Consider the following 16,091-nt stretch of genomic DNA (forward strand, 5'->3'; position numbering starts at 1 on the left):
TTATCTTTTAAGTAGGGTCAGTCGTCCTGTGGGATCACCCGAAGGTGCAGTTCCATCAACTGGTCGCTGGTCGGATCCGACGGCGCGTTCATCATGAGATCCTCCGCCCGCTGATTCATCGGGAACATGATGATCTCACGAATGTTCGCCGTATCGGCCAGCAACATCACCATCCGATCGATCCCAGCCGCGCAGCCGCCGTGGGGCGGTGCACCAAAGCGGAACGCATTGACCATACCGCCGAACCGCTTGCGCACTTCGTCCTCGCCGTAGCCCGCGAGTTCGAAGGCCTTGAACATGATCTCTGGTTTGTGGTTCCGGATAGCGCCCGACACCAGTTCGTAGCCATTGCATGCCAGGTCGTACTGATAACCCAAGACGTTCAGCGGGTCCCCTTGCAACGCGTCCATGCCCCCTTGCGGCATTGAGAACGGATTGTGACTGAAGTCGACCGCACCGGTTTCTTCGTCGGCCTCGTACATCGGGAAATCGACGATCCACGCGAACGCAAAGCGGTTTTCATCCGTGAGACCCAGCTCATTGCCGATAACGACCCGCGCCTTCCCGGCCACGGTTTCGAAACTGGACGGCTTCCCACCAAGGAAAAACGCCGCATCGCCGACGCCAAGGTCCAGTTGCTGACGGATCGCCTCGGTGCGCTCTGGCCCGATATTCTTGGCCAGTGGGCCCGCCGCCTCCATGCCGTTTTCGCCCTCGCGCCAGAAGATATAGCCCATCCCGGGCAGACCCTCTTTCTGGGCGAAGGCGTTCATGCGGTCGCAGAATTTGCGGCTACCGCCGGTCGGCGCGGGGATCGCGCGGATCTCGGTGCCCTCTTGCTCCAGGAGTTTCGCGAAGATGGCGAAACCCGACCCCCGGAAATGCTCGGACACGATCTGCATCTTGATCGGGTTGCGAAGGTCCGGCTTGTCGGTCCCGTACCAAAGCGCGGAGTCGCGGTAGGAGATCTGCGGCCACTCCGCATCGACCTTACGCCCGCCACCGAACTCTTCGAACACGCCCTGCATCACCGGCTGGATCGTGTCGAACACGTCCTGTTGGCTGACGAAGGACATTTCCATGTCGAGCTGGTAGAAGTCCGTCGGTGACCGGTCAGCGCGCGGGTCTTCGTCGCGGAAGCAGGGCGCAATCTGGAAATACTTGTCAAAGCCGCTGACCATGATCAGCTGTTTGAATTGCTGCGGCGCTTGCGGCAGCGCGTAGAATTTGCCCGGATGCAAACGCGAGGGCACGAGGAAGTCGCGCGCGCCTTCGGGGCTCGACGCGGTGATGATCGGGGTTTGGTACTCACGGAACCCGCTGTCCCACATGCGCTTGCGGATCGACGCGACAACGTCGGACCGAAGGGTCATGTTGCGCTGCATCGCCTCGCGCCGCAGGTCGAGATAGCGATAGCGCAGGCGGGTTTCTTCCGGGTACTCCTGATCGCCGAACACGATCAGCGGCAGCTCTTCGGCCGCACCCAGCACTTCCATGTCTCGAACAAAGACCTCGATCTCACCTGTTGGCAGTTTCGGATTTATGAGGCTCGCATCACGGGCTTTCACTTCGCCATCAATACGGATGCACCATTCCGACCGTACCTTTTCGACGGCATCGAAAACCGGGCTGTCGGGATCGCACAGAACCTGCGTGATTCCGTAGTGATCGCGAAGGTCGATGAACAGAACGCCGCCATGATCCCGGATGCGATGCACCCAGCCGGACAGGCGAACGGTCTCACCGACGTTCTGTGACGTCAGATCGGCGCAGGTGTGGGTGCGGTAAGCGTGCATTTGGACAGTCCTCGGGCGGAGAAATTTGGCCCGATACACCCTTTCAGCCTTGGGAAGTCAAGCCATGCCCCGATGGCGGACGACCCGCATGCACACAAAAATCCAACCACGCCGCTTGCAGTCGCCCGCGCCATCCCTATAACGCAGCCAGTTTGCATGATGAGGGTCGATCAATGCCAAAGCGCGATGACATCAAATCGATTATGATCATCGGAGCCGGGCCCATCGTCATCGGTCAGGCTTGCGAATTCGACTACTCGGGCGCGCAGGCCTGCAAGGCGCTTCGAGAGGAAGGCTACCGGGTCATCCTCGTGAATTCGAACCCGGCCACCATCATGACCGACCCCGAACTTGCCGACGCCACCTACATCGAACCCATCACGCCCGAGATCGTCGCCAAGATCATCGAAAAAGAACGCCCGGATGCGCTTCTTCCGACGATGGGCGGACAGACGGGTCTGAACACGTCGCTCGCTCTGGAAGAGATGGGTGTGCTTGAGAAATACGGCGTCGAAATGATCGGCGCCAAGCGCGAAGCCATTGAAATGGCGGAAGATCGCAAGCTGTTCCGAGAAGCGATGGACCGCATCGGACTGGAAAACCCGAAAGCAACCATCGTGACCGCGCCAAAGAAGGCCAACGGCTCTGCCGACCTCGAGGCTGGCGTCGCGCTTGCCCTTGCTGAACTGGAACATATCGGTCTGCCCGCGATCATTCGTCCGGCCTACACCTTGGGTGGGACCGGCGGCGGTGTTGCCTATAACCGCGAGGATTTCGTGCATTTCTGCCGGTCCGGCATGGATGCCTCTCCCGTTAACCAAATCCTTGTCGATGAGTCCCTGCTTGGCTGGAAAGAGTTCGAGATGGAAGTCGTGCGCGACCGAGCCGACAACGCCATCATCGTTTGTGCCATCGAGAACGTCGATCCGATGGGCGTCCACACCGGCGATTCCATCACCGTGGCCCCCGCGCTGACCCTGACCGACAAGGAATACCAGATCATGCGCAATGGCTCGATCGCCGTTCTGCGCGAGATCGGCGTGGAAACCGGTGGCTCGAATGTTCAATGGGCTGTCAACCCGGAAGACGGCCGCATGGTGGTCATCGAAATGAACCCGCGCGTCAGCCGGTCATCGGCATTGGCCTCCAAGGCGACCGGGTTTCCCATCGCCAAGATCGCGGCAAAGCTCGCGGTGGGCTACACGCTCGACGAGCTCGACAACGACATCACCAAGGTCACGCCGGCCTCGTTCGAGCCGACCATCGATTACGTCGTCACTAAGATACCGAAATTCGCCTTTGAGAAATTTCCCGGCTCCGAACCGCACCTGACCACCGCGATGAAATCCGTGGGTGAGGCGATGGCCATCGGCCGGACGATCCACGAGTCTCTGCAAAAAGCGCTGGCCTCGATGGAATCGGGCCTCACCGGGTTTGACGAAATCCACATTGAAGGCGCGCCCGAGAAATCGGCCGTCATCAAGGCGATCTCCCAGCAGACGCCAGACCGGATGCGGACCATCGCGCAGGCCATGCGGCACGGTTTGAGCGACGATGACATCCACGCAACGACCATGTTCGACCCGTGGTTCCTTGCCCGCATCCGCGAGATTGTCGATGCCGAGGCTGACGTCCGTGCCAACGGTTTGCCGGACACGGAATCGGAAATGCGCGCGCTCAAGATGATGGGATTTACCGACGCGCGCCTCGCGATCCTCGTCGGAGTGACCGAAAAGGATGTGCGCGCGCAGCGGCTGAAGCTCAACGTGAAGGCCAGCTTCAAGCGGATCGACACCTGTGCGGCCGAATTCGAAGCGCAGACCCCCTATATGTATTCGACCTACGAGCACCCGATGATGGGCGAGGTCGAATGCGAAGCCCGCCCATCTGATCGGAAAAAGGTCGTCATCCTGGGCGGCGGTCCGAACCGCATCGGCCAGGGCATCGAGTTCGATTATTGCTGCTGCCACGCCTGCTTCGCCCTCACCGACGCGGGTTTTGAGACCATCATGGTCAACTGCAATCCAGAGACTGTTTCTACCGACTACGACACGTCGGACCGGCTGTATTTCGAACCTCTGACCTTCGAACACGTCATGGAAATTCTGCGCGTCGAACAGGACAAGGGCACGCTGCACGGCGTTATTGTTCAGTTCGGTGGGCAAACACCCTTGAAGCTCGCCAATGCGCTCGAAGCCGAGGGCATTCCGATTTTGGGCACCACACCCGACGCCATCGACCTGGCCGAAGACCGCGAACGCTTCCAGGATCTTGTCAATCGGCTCGGGCTGAAACAGCCGCATAACGGCATCGCCTCAACCGATGCTCAGGCGCTTGCCATCGCCGACGACATCGGCTTTCCGCTGGTCATTCGACCATCCTATGTGTTGGGCGGTCGTGCGATGGAGATCGTCCGCGATATGGCGCATCTCGAACGGTACATCAAAGAAGCGGTGGTCGTGTCCGGCGACAGTCCGGTCTTGCTCGACAGTTATCTTTCGGGCGCCGTGGAACTGGACGTCGATGCCCTGTGCGACGGGACGCGCGTTCATGTGGCCGGCATCATGCAGCACATCGAAGAAGCCGGCGTACATTCCGGCGACAGCGCGTGCTCTCTGCCGCCCTATTCGCTGTCCGACGATCTGCTGGCCGAAATCAAACGCCAGACCGAAGCCTTGGCTCTCGCGCTCAACGTGGTCGGCCTGATGAACGTCCAGTTCGCGATCAAGGACGGCGAAGTCTATCTGATCGAGGTCAACCCACGCGCGTCGCGAACAGTGCCTTTCGTCGCCAAAGCAACCGATTCGGCCATCGCGTCGATCGCGGCGCGGGTCATGGCAGGCGAACCGCTCACGAATTTCCCGCAGCGCGAACCGTATCCTGAAAACGCGGATTACGACACGGTGCTCCCTTTGGCGGACCCGATGACGCTTGCTGATCCCATGATGCCTTGGTTTTCGGTCAAGGAGGCTGTTCTGCCTTTCGCGCGCTTCCCCGGGGTCGACACGATCCTCGGCCCGGAAATGAGATCGACGGGTGAGGTAATGGGGTGGGACCGGTCCTTCCCGAGAGCATTCCTTAAGGCCCAGATGGGTGCCGGAACGCACCTGCCGAAAACAGGTACGGTCTTTTTCTCGATCAAGAACGAAGATAAAACAGAACAGTTGGTCGAAACCGCAAAAATTCTCACGGATCTGGGTTTCACAATTGTAGCAACAGCCGGAACCGCGCAATTCCTGTCAGAGCACGGGATAGCCTGCGAGACGACGAAAAAGGTTTACGAAGGTCGCCCAAATATCGTCGATTTGATGAAAGACGGAGGCATCGACCTGGTCATGAACACAACCGAAGGCGCTGCTGCGGTGGAAGACAGCCGTGAAATCCGTTCCGTCGCGCTTTACGATAAGATCCCCTATTTCACGACAGCCGCCGGCGCCCACGCGGCGGCCCTTGCGATGAAGGCTCGCGAGGAGGGTGATTTGGTTGTGAAGCCCTTGCAGGCATAAACTCGACGAAGTTTGAGGTGTTGGCTGGCATTGCGTCTGCCGGATCTGGCAAGCTCATTTTGGCAAAGCCATTCATAGGTCTTGCACGAATGTCGTTTACTTCACACAGGAGCAGAGGATCCTCCCCTATCTGAGCTTTGACACCGAACTTTCGCTGACAACGGTCCCATCCGCCAAGAGAAGCTCTGCTTCGCCGTTTCCAAAACGAACCTCTTCGACAGTTGCAGCGGTCGACACCGGGATATCCAACACGGCATCGTCCGAAACTCTCCGCACCATTGCCGTGAATTGCCCCGGTTCCGCTATTTGCCCATCCACACCCTGACCACTCCAAGTGATCCGTGTTTGACCCGGCGCAACGCCAATCTCACCGGCAACCCCGCCCGATGCGTCGAGAATCATGATCTTCGCGGAGTCATTCGGCGCCGAACCATCTTCTAATTCCAAATCGATAGGCAATCCGGAAAATTCAAATGCTCCCTGATGCACCGCAACCCGTCCAACCAAGTCGGAATAGCCAGCAAGACGATTCGTCTTAAGGCCGGAAAGAATTGCCTCAAGTCTCTGGTTTGTCAAAGTCTGCTGTTCGACCATAGAAAACGCTGCCAGCTGGCTTGCGAACTGGTCGGCTTCCATTGGGCTCAGTGGGTCCTGGTTCTGAATTTGGGTCGTCATCATTCTGAGAAACGTCTCGAAATCGCCAGACACATCGGTCGCCAAGGCAGCGCGCTGGTTAGTGCTATTGGCATTCAGTTGAGAAACATCCATCGATAACTCCTATATTCGACAGTCCAGACCGGAAATCAAAAAATTTTCGATTTTTCCATTTTCTTCGAGATCGACAAAGATCATTGTCTGATCATCTTGATTTCTCCCGCGCTCGTGAAATTCCGATGACTCTTGGCCATCGCTCAGATCGAATTTGAGGGAAAACTCATCAACTCCATAACCTTTAAGAAAATGCCTCAAGTCCGACTGATGCCGAGAAAGAGCGTCAAATACATCTTTGTTGGTTGCGTTGAAGCTAATATCAAGATCAGTGTTAGTCGACCGCACGTTGAAATCGAACGATTTGTCGTTTGAGAGGTTTTCGCTCCCGTAAACTAGGGCGTGCGTCGGTATTTTTGACGGAAAATTATAGCTAGCTTGACTATGACTTACCGAAGGATTGACATTTGCGTTTCCGGGCATCGGCATCATTTCTTTTAGCCCAAGTCTTTCTGGTTCCATTTTCAAATCCACACCGGCAATAATCGATGAAACGTCCTGCACTTTATTAAATTGGATGGCACGATTTTCACTGAGCGAATTTAGAACTGTTTCTCTCAAGGATCTGACCGAAGCTCTTAGTTCATTCGAACTATTTTCCATTACCCCGGTCGAGTTATTATCGGATTGCTTATTAATTCCTTCTATTTTCGTTGAGCGATGAAATTTTTTCGGTTTCAAGGAGTTGATCGGGACCCTGTTCTCTTTACCTTCCGAAACTAAGTTTATCGAAAGTTCGGCCTGATTATCTTTATGAACCTTAAGAGCATCAATCATTAAACGCTGATACGTTAAATTATTACTAAATTCAGGGTGAAAGAAATTTGAATTTCGCTCTTCCTTGCTTTTTCCATTCTCGACAGGATTTTCCTGTCGATTGACATTAAGACTAGCATCGGAACCGGTGTCGGTGAATGTAATCAGATCATGACGTGCTGAACCAAAGCTATCCGCCCCGCCAATTAGCCACTCCCCTTCTCCCGGTTTCATCCTAAACGAAGAATTCAGCGATGCATGAGTCATGGTTGGATGTTCAAGTTCCTGTCGTGAACCAGCCAAAGCTAATGTGACGCGTTCCACCGCCGGTTCGCTATGTGCAGCAATTAAAGTGAACTCCACGCCGGCATCTCGATTTTCCGAGAATGGAATCATGGGATCGGACTCTATTTTCGGTTCCGCTTCCAGCATATCCTCTGAACGCGGAGCGAGATTCTCGTGAACGCTAGTCCAAAAGCGCTTTGCATCCGCCCCTTCATGTAACGAGGGCTCAGGGCGACCTTGAGCAGGTGAAGAGACGCCGCGTCCCATAGAAAAAATCATGTGCTCGGTCATCTGGTTTTGCCTTTTAAAGCGCGTTCGATACCTGCAACGTATTTCCTAACAATTCGTAACGTATCAAAGAATGAATAATCAAATTTTACATAACCAAATCTTTCCCGAAATAGAGGGTTCATCGTTTCTTCATTCTTGCGAACCAAGTTGATCCGGCACGATACCCGTGGCGCGGGAACTATTCTCAGCAAGTGTCAGAATGACCTTCACCTTCCAATACCGAAAACACTTCGGATTGGATCGACCATGTGCAAAGCACGACTGAAAGGAACACAATGTCCAGTATTATGACGAACAACGGCGCAATGGTTGCGCTTCAAACGCTGAAATCCATCAATTCACGTCTGACCGACACGCAAAACACGATCTCGACCGGCAAGTCTGTCGGAACCGCTCGTGACAACGCGGCTGTCTGGGCGATCTCAAAGGTCATGGAATCTGACGTCAAAGGCTTCCAAGGCATTTCCGACAGCCTCAACTTGGGGGAATCAACCGTAGCGGTGGCGCGCAACGGGGCGGAAACGGTGACCGATCTGCTGACCGAGATGAAAGGCAAGATCGTCGCAGCGCAGGAACAAAACGTTGATCGCGCTAAGATCCAGACCGACATCGTTGCACTGCGTGACCAGATCAACGCGGTCGTCGGGGCTGCGCAGTTCAACGGTCTTAATTTGCTGTCCAATCGCGAAACAGACGCCGGAACCGGCACTGTCAACGTCCTTGCCTCGCTGGATCGATCGTCAACTGGTGTTGCAGCCAGCGACATTGCCATTGGCAAGAAAGACCTTGGAACAGCCGCGAGCTCCGTCACAGGCGGTACCGTTGCCAACCTTACCGCTGCCGCGACACTGAACGGCACACAATCGGCGTCGCTTGCCGTGACCACACCAACCGGTGCCGGTCAGGTCTTCAGCCTGGGTATCGCCGGGACCGACGCGGACGGCAGTACATTCACGGCTGCCGACTATACGACCGGAACAACAGCCGCGGATGCACAAAAGATCATGTATATCGCACGCGACGGTGACACGGCGGGTGACGTTGCCAAAGGGCTTGCCCAGGCGTTCGCAATCTATGCCGCTGAAGAAGGCCTAGACACTTCGGTGTTCAACGTCACCGCGTCCGGTGGCAATCTGAACATTGCATCAACAGTCACCGACGCAACCGATACGATTGCCGCCCGGATCGACACGTTGACCAGCCCGACGGAAGTTGTCATCGGCGGGGGTTTGGAAAAGCTGAACGATATCGACGTTACCAGCGACAGCGGTGCTGATGCAGCCCTGGTGGCGGTCGAATTTATGATCCAGAACGCGATCGACTCGGCCGCATCCTTTGGTTCCGCACAAGGCCGGATCGAAACTCAGGCCAACTTCATCTCCGGCCTGACGGACTCGCTCAAATCCGGTATCGGGACGCTTGTCGATGCGGACATGGAAGAAGCATCGGCACGACTGCAGGCGCTACAGGTGCAACAACAGCTGGGCGTTCAGGCCCTGTCGATTGCAAACCAGGCACCTCAGTCCCTGTTGTCACTCTTCCGCTAAGATCAAATTCGGGCCGCTACGGCGGCCCGATGCCTTTTTGAAGCAACACAGAATATAGGGTCCAGCTGTGAATGCACATAATCTTGCGTACCAAACATACGCGTCCGCATCTTCGACGAAATCGGCCAAAGACACCGAAATTGACATTATCCTGAGAGTCACTCGCGAGTTGAAAACCGCTGGGGACGATCGCAAGAAAAATTTTGCGAAGTTCGCTTCGGCCCTGCAAACCAACCGGAAACTCTGGGTGACATTGGCATCAGACGTTGCAAATGCGCAAAATCAGCTTCCGCAAGACTTGCGCGCCAGGCTCTTTTATCTGGCAGAATTCGTCCAAAGCTATTCAAGCGACGTGCTGAAAAACGATCTCGGCATTGCGCCGCTTCTCGACATCAACCTTGCTGTCTTGAGGGGGCTCGGAACCCGGGCAGGTGAGCCATGAGCGGGCTGGTTCTGAAACTCGGCCCGAAAGAGCGCGTGCTTATCAATGGAGCGGTGATCGAAAACGGGGACCGTCGTTCGCGGATCACCGTTGTCACCTCGAGAGCGAATATCCTTCGCTTGAGGGATGCGATCCATCCGGACGATGCCAACACCCCGGTTCGCCGTGCATGTTATCTTGCGCAGTTGCTGTTGAGCGGTGAGGTCGACACAGTTTCAATACAGACACGATTGGCCGGTCAGATTCAGTCACTCGCTCAAATCCTGCGAGACAAGGAAAGCGCCACGATCCTGGCGCGCGCGAAAGAGGCCATTGAGGACGGAAACGCTTATACGTGCCTCAAACTGCTCAGGCAGTTGTTGCCTCTCGAGGCCCACCTTCTTTCGGTCAGCCACCAATGAGTTTTCAACCCTTCGTTGTCGGCAGCGGTCTGTCGGCATGGACGTTACTTAAGTCCACGATTGGGACGCAGAAAGCGGCTTTCGGTTCGAACTACGTCACGCAATCCGACACGAAATATTTCAGCGATGTGTTCGATACTTTAGATACACCCGAAGACATCGTGTCCAACAGGCGGGCACTTCGTGTCGTTCTTGGTGCCTACGGGCTGTCGGACGACATCGAGAATCGGCACTTTATCAAAACGGTCATGGCCGAAGGGGTTACTGATCCATCGGCTTTGGCCAACAAGCTTTCGGACCGGCGATATCGCGCCCTTGCCGGTGATTTCGATTTTTCCAAGTCGCCCCCATCCCACAAGAGCATCGCCGATCTGGCTAGTCGCACTGTCGACAATTACCTTGCGCAATCCTTTGAGATCGAGATCGGCAAGACGGATCCGGACATGCGACTTGCCCTCGGCTTCAAACGGTCGCTTGCCGAACTTGCGCAATCGGCGACATCGAACAAAGCCGCCTGGTTCCAAATTCTTGCCACGCCTCCCATCAAGGAAGTGGTGCAGACCGCGCTTGGTTTGCCGACCGAGTTCTCGAAGCTCGACATCGATGATCAGCATCAACGGATTATGGAGAAGGCGTCGCAAGTGTTTGGCACCGACAATGTTTCGGAACTTTCTGCAGAAGATGTTGTGGAACAGATGACGCGCCGCTTTTTGATCATGCGGCAAGCCAAATCGGGCGGGCAGAGTACCTCGCTTCAAACGGCACTTGTCCTGTTGAGTTCGATCCCGAAACGCGAGTAGCGCGCCACATAAATCGCCTTACCGATCGACCAGGTACATCTGCCTCAATCCTTCAGCGCACCACAGCGACGCAAGCAAAATCGCAGCCGTTCAAAGCTGGCTCCGATACCTCCCGCCGCACGACTTACACAGAATTCGTTGAACTCCTTTCGGAAAAGGACGGCCTGATCGAGCTCGGGATCGGCGCCCTCGGAATACAGGCCTGACTGAACCAGTGCCGATGATCCGTTGTAGACAGCAACCAGGGATCGAGCCTTTGAGATCAATGTATTTTCGGTCGGGTTTGCAGCATCCGGAAGAGACCGAGATACCGATTGAAGGACGTCGACTGCCGGAAACTGCCCCTGATCGGCGAGCTTTCGATCCAGAACGAAATGCCCGTCCAGAACGCCGCGCAGCATGTCCGCGACGGGTTCATTCATATCCGATGCGGCGACAAGGACGCTGAAAATGGCCGTTATATCCCCGCATCCGTTGGGGCCGGGGCCCGCGCGTTCGGCCAACTTCGTGATTTGCATCGGCGTGGATGGAGGAAAGCCGCGAAGACTGGGGAATTCTCCGGCCGATACGGCGACCTCGCGCTGCGCCTCGGCGAACCGCGTGATGGAATCGACAAACAAGAGCACGTGCTTTCCCGCATCACGGAAATATTCCGCAATCCGCATCGCGGTCATCGGGCATCGCATCCGCGATGTGGGCGCGGCATCCGCGCTTGCGGCGACGACCACTGTACGGGCCATGCCCGCCTCACCCAGAACGGTCTGGGTGAAATCGTTGATCTCGCGCCCCCGCTCTCCGACGAGGGCCATGACAATCACGTCAGCTTCCATTCCTCTGACGAGATCCGCCAAAAGCCGCGATTTACCGACACCCGATCCCGCGAAAATGCCAACGCGTTGCCCCTGCACGATGGGTAACATCGTGTTGAACAAATGAAATCCGGTGTCGAGCCGCTGACCCAAAGGCTTGCGGGAAACGGCAGCCGGAGGTTCGTTCAGAATGTCGACTGAACTCGTGCCTTTCTGTAATGTCCGCCCGTCCATAGGGGTGCCGAAAGGATCGATCACCCGTCCGATCCATCCGGGATCAGGCGCGATTCGCGCGCGCCCGCAAGATACAACTCGATCCGCTAATGCGACCCGGACCGGTGCTTCGTCGGGCAGCATGGTCACACCATCGGGTCCGAGGCACAGAACCTCCCCCATCAAAGTCGTCCCATCCTGACGGACAAGGCGCAACCGATCGCCAAGCGACACATCCTCTTCGAGCCCCGCAACCTTGAGCGTATGACCGTCCGCCGCGATGACCCGGCCAACGGCGCGCGTCAGCGCGATATCCGCGACCTTGCTTTTCAGGTTTATCAGCGCGGCATTCTGCATCGTTCGCTCCATTCGTATTCTGACAACCCTTTCTAAAGGAATCAGGGTTAAGCCTTCGTTGAACCAAACGAGGGAGAAGCCCTGTCATGTTCCAGAACCTGGACCTGTTCAAAACCGCGATGTCGATGGCCCGCCATGCCGGGCTGAAACAGGCACTGACGTCGCAAAACGTCGCCAATGCCGACACACCGGGATACCGCGCCAAAGCGGTGACACCTTTCGCGGAACTGGTTCCGAAACCGTCCGACGGCTTCGCACTCAAAGCGACCAGACCCGCGCATCTTTCGCCCTCCACAGACTTTTCGAGCGCTGCATACAGCGTTCGCACCAACGGCGAACCGAACGGCAATACCGTGGTTCTCGAAGATGAGATCATGAATTCCGTCGATGCAAAGCGCCAGCATGACCGGGCGCTCGCTGTCTACCGCGCCTCGCTCGGAATGCTGCGCAGCGCGTTGAGCAAGCAGTAGGAGCGTCAGGATGTCAGCTTTTTCAGACGCCTTGGGTGTATCCGCCAGCGGCCTTAAGGCTCAGGCCCACCGGCTTCGGATCGTTTCCGAAAACGTGGCCAACACCGACACCCCCGGCTACCGCCGCAAAACAGTTGCCTTTGCATCCGAGGTCGCGACATCGGGGGTCGCCAAAGTCGCGCTTGATGATGTGGTGCTGGATCGGCGACCGGGTGAACAGATCTATGATCCGGGCCACCCAATGGCCGACGCGAGCGGCCATTACACCGGATCCAATGTCGATCTGGTCATTGAAATCGCGGACGCCCGCGAGGCGCAGCGCAGCTACGAAGCCAATCTCAAGATGTTCGATCAAGCCCGCCAGATGTCGTCGGGCCTCATGGACCTTCTACGCAAGTAACCCTTTCCAGAATGGAGAAACCAAATGGACGTGAAATCGCTTTTTGCCTCTCAGCAATACGCCGCTTTGAAACCGGCAACGGAACCTGATCCAAGAGCCGCGATCGCACAGAGCTTTGCCAAGATCACCGAAGACTTTGCCCAAACGCTGTCGACAACTGAATCCACGGCGATGGGATCCATGTACGGCGACGCTGATCCGCACGCCCTTGTCGAAGCCCTGTCGCACTCGCAGCTGGCGGTCGAAACCGCCGTGACCGTGCGCAACCGGGTGGTCGAAGCGTATCAGGAAATCCTTCGGATGCCGGTCTGAAGGCCATGCTGAGCGAAGGCTATATCTACGATGTTCTCCGTGAAGGTTTGCGGATCGGCGTTCTGATCTCGGCCCCTGTTCTGGTGGCCGCTTTGGTGACGGGCGTTTCGATCGGCTTGTTTCAGGCACTGACGTCGATCCAGGAGATGACCCTGACCTTCGTTCCAAAACTGGTCGCGATGCTCTCGGTGTTTTGGGCGTCCATGAACTTCATGACCCAAAGCCTGATCGACTTTTTCCAGACGATCATCGTCCCATCCATCGCAGGAGGCTGACATGGAAAGCACAGGATACGTCACCCTGACACGCCAATCCGGGCTGATGCGCGAGATGGAGATCATCGCGCATAACATCGCCAACGCGGCGACCACCGGCTTTCGCCAGCAGGGGCTGGTGTTCTCGGAATTCGTGCAGGCGGTCGAGGGGGGAGACAGCCTTTCGATGGCCGCCGCGCGGGTCAAGAAAACCTCGGCATCTCAGGGTATCCTGACCCAAACGGGAAACACTCTCGACCTTGCCATCGAAGGCAGCGGTTACTTTCAGGTCGAAACGCCGAACGGCATTCGGCTGACCCGGGCCGGGGCGTTCAACGTCGATTCGCTCGGCGACATCGTCTCGACCGATGGGCACCGCGTCCTCGACATCGGCGGCGCGCCGATCAATGTCCCGCCGGGTGAAGCCGATGTCAAAGTCGCCGCTGACGGCACGATCAGCCTGGGCGACAGGCTGTTGGGTCAGATCGGGGTTGTCGAACCTGAACCGGGGGCGGACCTCGAACGGGAATCCGGCGTTCTTTTCAGAACCGATTCAGCTCTCAACCCGTCGGAGGATGGGCTGGTGCTTCAAGGCCATCTTGAAGGGTCGAACGTCGACGCGATTTCCCAACTGACGCGAATGATCGAGGTACAGCGCGCCTACGAGATGGGTCAAAAGCTGCTCGACATGGATCACGAGCGAACGACCTCCGCCCTTCAAACACTCATCAAATAAGGAGGCGACATGCGCGCTCTCAAGATTGCGGCAACCGGAATGACGGCTCAGCAAATGCGGGTCGAGATCATTTCGAACAACCTGTCGAATATGAACACCACGGGCTACAATGCGCGGCGCGCGGAATTTGCCGATTTGCACTACCAGCAGATCGCCCGCGCCGGCACAGTAAACGCCTCCGACGGCACCGTGTTGCCGACCGGTGTTCAGGTCGGACTTGGCGTGCGCCCGGCCGCGGTCTCCGTTCATCTTGCGCAAGGGTCCCTCAGTCAGACCAATTCGGATCTCGACCTCGCGATTGACGGGAATGGCTATCTTGAAGTGGCGCTGCCGTCTGGACAAACCGCCTACACCCGCGATGGATCGTTGAAACGCGATGCCGAGGGGTTGATCGTCACATCCGAAGGTTTCCCGGTCGCGCCCGAGATCGTGATCCCGCAGGACGCGCGTAGCATTTCGATCAACCCCGAAGGCGAGGTGTATGCGTATTTCGCCGAAACGGCAGAGCCGCAACTCCTGGGGCAGCTCAATCTTGTCGGCTTCGCCAACGCGAAAGGGCTCGAGGCTCTAGGCGGTAACCTCTTTGGCGAAACCGAAGCGTCGGGCGGCCCATTGGTTGCCACACCCGGTGAGGATGGGCTCGGCACGCTTCGGCAAGGCTATCTCGAAGACAGCTCGGTTGATCCCGTCCGCGAACTGACCGAATTGATCGAAGCCCAGCGCGGTTATGAATTGAACGCCAAAGTCATCTCGGCAGTCGATCAGATGCTCGGCGCGACAACGCAGGTTCGCTGATGCGGTATCCCTTGACCCTCGTTTTCACCTTATGTGCCGCTCCCGCGTTAGCCGAGTCCGTGGTAGCGGTGAAAACACTGCGCGCCCGCGAAGTGATCACCGCCCAAGCCGTCCAAGTGCAGGATGTCGACGTGCCCGGGGCCGCCGAAACTCTTGACGAGGTGATCGGTACCGAGGTCAAACGAGCAATCTACGCGGGACAGGCCGTTCTGAAAGCGGACATTGCACAACCCGCCCTGATCGAACGCAATCAGATCGTGGCCGCCACATTCAGCGTCAAAGGCCTGACCATCGACACCGAGGCCCGCGCGCTCGAACGGGGATCGGTCGGCGACATCATCCGCGCCATGAACCTCACCTCCCGCACGACGATCCGTGCCGAAGTGATGGAAGATGGCCGCCTGAAAGTGCTCCCCTGACATGAAATACGGATTTCTCATCAGCCTCGCCGCGACTGCGATCGTCTCCAACTGTGGTCGCCTCGATCATATCGGGCAACCGCCGACCCTTTCACCACAGAATGAGAGTGTCGAACGCGAAGCGATGATCTACGCGGGTTTGCCGGTCACGACAGCGGACCTGTCACCCTACAGGCAGGCATCTTTATGGAGCGGGGACCAAACGTCGCTCTTCGGAGACCGCCGCGCCTTTACCAAGGGGGACATCCTTACAGTCATGGTCGAGATCGACGACCAGGCGGAAATCTCAAATACGACGTCTCGGGGACGGTCTTCGCAGGAAAGCCTCGCGGTGCCGCAACTTCTCGGATTTCCGCAACGGCGCAACAAGGAGCTTCCCGACGGGGCTAGCTTGGATGCAGCGGTTGAACTGGATTCAACCAGTCAGAGCCAGGGCAACGGATCGGTCAGGCGAAACGAGAAACTGACCCTGCGGATCGCGGCCACGGTTGTCGACGTGCTGCCCAATGGCGTGTTGCGCATCGAAGGAACGCAAGAGGTCCGGGTGAATTTCGAGCTTCGCGAGCTTTTCGTATCCGGCTTCGTCCGCCGCGCCGACATCACCCGCCAGAACGAAATCACCTACGACAAGATGGCGTCGGCCCGCATCTCCTACGGCGGCAGAGGTCAGATCAGCGATGTGCAACAACCCCGGATCGGCCAGCAAGTGCTGGACGCGGTGCTGCCCTTCTGAC

17 protein-coding genes are annotated in these 16,091 nt (G+C 57.2%); 13 read left to right on the forward strand and 4 right to left on the reverse strand.

The window, feature by feature from the left end; translation table 11 throughout:
* Window positions 1–17 precede the first annotated feature (17 nt).
* Entirely contained in the window at window positions 18–1,796 is a 1,779-nt protein-coding gene (gene aspS / locus Q1B16_RS08175) for an aspartate--tRNA ligase (protein ID WP_299786462.1), read from the reverse strand.
* A gap of 173 nt (window positions 1,797–1,969) precedes the next feature.
* Between aspS and carB the strand changes: the two genes are divergently transcribed.
* Complete coding sequence (gene carB / locus Q1B16_RS08180) at window positions 1,970–5,302, forward strand: carbamoyl-phosphate synthase large subunit (protein ID WP_299786464.1); 3,333 nt, start codon at window positions 1,970–1,972, stop codon at window positions 5,300–5,302.
* 126 nt (window positions 5,303–5,428) lie between these two features.
* Here carB and Q1B16_RS08185 read toward each other — a convergent pair whose 3' ends face one another.
* Together Q1B16_RS08185 and Q1B16_RS08190 are read right to left on the reverse strand one after the other, a co-directional pair.
* Window positions 5,429–6,070 carry a flagellar hook capping FlgD N-terminal domain-containing protein gene (locus Q1B16_RS08185; RefSeq protein ID WP_299786466.1) on the reverse strand — a complete coding sequence of 214 codons (642 nt, stop codon included), beginning with the start codon at window positions 6,068–6,070 and terminating at the stop codon, window positions 5,429–5,431.
* 9 nt (window positions 6,071–6,079) lie between these two features.
* The gene (locus Q1B16_RS08190; RefSeq protein WP_299786468.1) at window positions 6,080–7,402 is read right to left on the reverse strand and encodes a hypothetical protein; all 1,323 of its coding nucleotides are present in this window, start codon (window positions 7,400–7,402) and stop codon (window positions 6,080–6,082) included.
* A gap of 275 nt (window positions 7,403–7,677) precedes the next feature.
* On the opposite strand from Q1B16_RS08190, the gene Q1B16_RS08195 reads away from it, so the two are divergent.
* The 4 genes from Q1B16_RS08195 to Q1B16_RS08210 all read left to right on the forward strand — a co-directional run bounded on the left by Q1B16_RS08195 (window position 7,678) and on the right by Q1B16_RS08210 (window position 10,592).
* Window positions 7,678–8,949: a flagellin gene (locus Q1B16_RS08195; RefSeq protein WP_299787840.1), complete on the forward strand. Its 1,272-nt coding sequence runs from the start codon at window positions 7,678–7,680 to the stop codon at window positions 8,947–8,949.
* Between the two features lie 67 nt (window positions 8,950–9,016).
* A complete protein-coding gene (gene flaF / locus Q1B16_RS08200) occupies window positions 9,017–9,391 on the forward strand; it encodes a flagellar biosynthesis regulator FlaF (RefSeq protein WP_299786470.1) in 375 nt (124 codons plus the stop codon).
* On the forward strand, window positions 9,388–9,792 hold the full coding sequence (gene flbT / locus Q1B16_RS08205) for a flagellar biosynthesis repressor FlbT (protein WP_299786472.1): 405 nt from the start codon (window positions 9,388–9,390) through the stop codon (window positions 9,790–9,792). The genes flaF and flbT overlap by 4 nt, the downstream gene beginning before the upstream one ends.
* Entirely contained in the window at window positions 9,726–10,592 is an 867-nt protein-coding gene (locus Q1B16_RS08210) for a DUF1217 domain-containing protein (RefSeq protein ID WP_299786474.1), read from the forward strand. Before flbT ends, Q1B16_RS08210 begins: the two co-directional genes overlap by 67 nt.
* A 44-nt stretch (window positions 10,593–10,636) precedes the next feature.
* Here the strand turns inward: Q1B16_RS08210 and Q1B16_RS08215 are convergent, their stop codons facing one another.
* The gene (locus Q1B16_RS08215) at window positions 10,637–11,971 is read right to left on the reverse strand and encodes a FliI/YscN family ATPase (protein WP_299786476.1); all 1,335 of its coding nucleotides are present in this window, start codon (window positions 11,969–11,971) and stop codon (window positions 10,637–10,639) included.
* An 86-nt stretch (window positions 11,972–12,057) separates the two neighbouring features.
* On the opposite strand from Q1B16_RS08215, the gene Q1B16_RS08220 reads away from it, so the two are divergent.
* From Q1B16_RS08220 to flgH, 8 genes are read left to right on the forward strand one after another with little or no spacing between them, the layout of a single operon-like run.
* Window positions 12,058–12,441, forward strand: a complete 384-nt coding sequence (locus Q1B16_RS08220) for a FlgB family protein (RefSeq protein WP_299786478.1) — start codon at window positions 12,058–12,060, stop codon at window positions 12,439–12,441.
* A gap of 10 nt (window positions 12,442–12,451) precedes the next feature.
* Complete coding sequence (flgC, locus tag Q1B16_RS08225) at window positions 12,452–12,841, forward strand: flagellar basal body rod protein FlgC (RefSeq protein ID WP_299786480.1); 390 nt, start codon at window positions 12,452–12,454, stop codon at window positions 12,839–12,841.
* 24 nt (window positions 12,842–12,865) lie between these two features.
* Entirely contained in the window at window positions 12,866–13,153 is a 288-nt protein-coding gene (gene fliE / locus Q1B16_RS08230) for a flagellar hook-basal body complex protein FliE (RefSeq protein WP_299786482.1), read from the forward strand.
* Between the two features lie 5 nt (window positions 13,154–13,158).
* The gene (locus tag Q1B16_RS08235) at window positions 13,159–13,428 is read left to right on the forward strand and encodes a flagellar biosynthetic protein FliQ (RefSeq protein WP_299786484.1); all 270 of its coding nucleotides are present in this window, start codon (window positions 13,159–13,161) and stop codon (window positions 13,426–13,428) included.
* 1 nt (window position 13,429) lies between these two features.
* The gene (locus tag Q1B16_RS08240; protein ID WP_299786486.1) at window positions 13,430–14,143 is read left to right on the forward strand and encodes a flagellar hook-basal body complex protein; all 714 of its coding nucleotides are present in this window, start codon (window positions 13,430–13,432) and stop codon (window positions 14,141–14,143) included.
* 9 nt (window positions 14,144–14,152) lie between these two features.
* Entirely contained in the window at window positions 14,153–14,938 is a 786-nt protein-coding gene (gene flgG / locus Q1B16_RS08245) for a flagellar basal-body rod protein FlgG (protein WP_299786488.1), read from the forward strand.
* On the forward strand, window positions 14,938–15,357 hold the full coding sequence (gene flgA, locus Q1B16_RS08250; RefSeq protein WP_299786490.1) for a flagellar basal body P-ring formation chaperone FlgA: 420 nt from the start codon (window positions 14,938–14,940) through the stop codon (window positions 15,355–15,357). The genes flgG and flgA overlap by 1 nt, the downstream gene beginning before the upstream one ends.
* Before the next feature lies 1 nt (window position 15,358).
* A complete protein-coding gene (gene flgH / locus Q1B16_RS08255) occupies window positions 15,359–16,090 on the forward strand; it encodes a flagellar basal body L-ring protein FlgH (protein WP_299786492.1) in 732 nt (243 codons plus the stop codon).
* The last annotated feature ends 1 nt before the right edge of the window (window position 16,091 follow it).

It is taken from the genome of uncultured Marivita sp. (assembly GCF_947488135.1).
Taxonomy (GTDB): domain Bacteria; phylum Pseudomonadota; class Alphaproteobacteria; order Rhodobacterales; family Rhodobacteraceae; genus Marivita.